The sequence below is a fragment of the Pseudoalteromonas simplex genome (assembly GCF_015278155.1).
GTDB classification, from domain to species: Bacteria; Pseudomonadota; Gammaproteobacteria; order Enterobacterales; family Alteromonadaceae; genus Pseudoalteromonas; species Pseudoalteromonas simplex.
Map to the genome: position 1 here is coordinate 1 of NZ_JADILN010000028.1, position 1,010 is coordinate 1,010.

The 1,010-nt window shown below is 44.4% G+C and carries 1 protein-coding gene; it reads right to left on the reverse strand.

Annotated elements, in window-relative coordinates:
- Positions 1-254 precede the first annotated feature (254 nt).
- Positions 255-1,010 (reverse strand): IS110 family RNA-guided transposase (locus tag IRQ78_RS20360; RefSeq protein ID WP_194442979.1); only part of this gene is annotated, 756 nt, incomplete at its 5' end.

Below are 1,010 nucleotides of genomic sequence, written 5' to 3' on the forward strand. Positions count from 1 at the left end.
TTCGGCGTTAAAACGCCTTATATGGACTCCTCCTATTGCACAATACCCTTCGTTAATTTTGTCAGACTGCGTGCTTATATGCGGGCTCATAATGAGGAGCTACCTCGGCCCTTTGATGTATTCGCGCCCTTGTGCCTCTTCTCCTACTCGGTGTTTTAACACGCCAGGCACTTTACAGGCTATCAAGGGTGGGTCTAACCGCTTAACGCAGGTTCTTGGTCAATACTGTTGTTTCTGTTATCGAAGRCTAAATATTAATTGGCTAGTAAACTGGGTTCATAACTCGTGCCCTTTTTCAGCATGGCATACGCTGTCCTAACTGTTTTATTTGCTAATGCAATGGCGGCACACTTCACACCYCGTCTTTCAACTAATGCTTTGAGCCATTGTTCTTTTTTCGTTTTTGGYTCTCGATGCTTTAGCTGACTGATGACCGCYCTGGCTCCCAGAAACAAGTGGCTGCGTAATGTTATCTCGCCACGGTATTTGGCTATATGACCTATTCGYACTTTTCCACCACTTGAGTGTTGGCGAGGGGTGACACCAACATTGGCTGCCGCRTTRCGTCCRCTCGTAAAATGGGTTGTGTCACTTAAGCTTATTAATAAACCAACCGCTGTGATAGGCCCGACACCCTCAAGTKCCAGTAAGCGTTCACATTGCTCATCTTGTTTTACCAAACCTGTCAGTAACTCATTTAATGTTTCTTTTAATGTTGATTGCGCTTTAAATAATTCATAGCACTGAGCTAGACACTGCCTTAAACCAGCGGTTAACCCATTATCGCTATCTTCTAAAATCTCAGGAATAGCTTGCCTAAACGCGYATTCTGATTGCTTAATTACAATCCCAAATTCAAGTAACAAGCCTCTGATTTGATTAGCCAGCTGTCGTTTCTGCTTTTCAGCTAACGCACGCATTCGCTCTATCGACTGTAAGCTTTGTTGTGCTTGTGTCAGTGATTTACACGGGCGAACATTGGGTGAGAAAGAAGCCGCAGCTATTGCAAT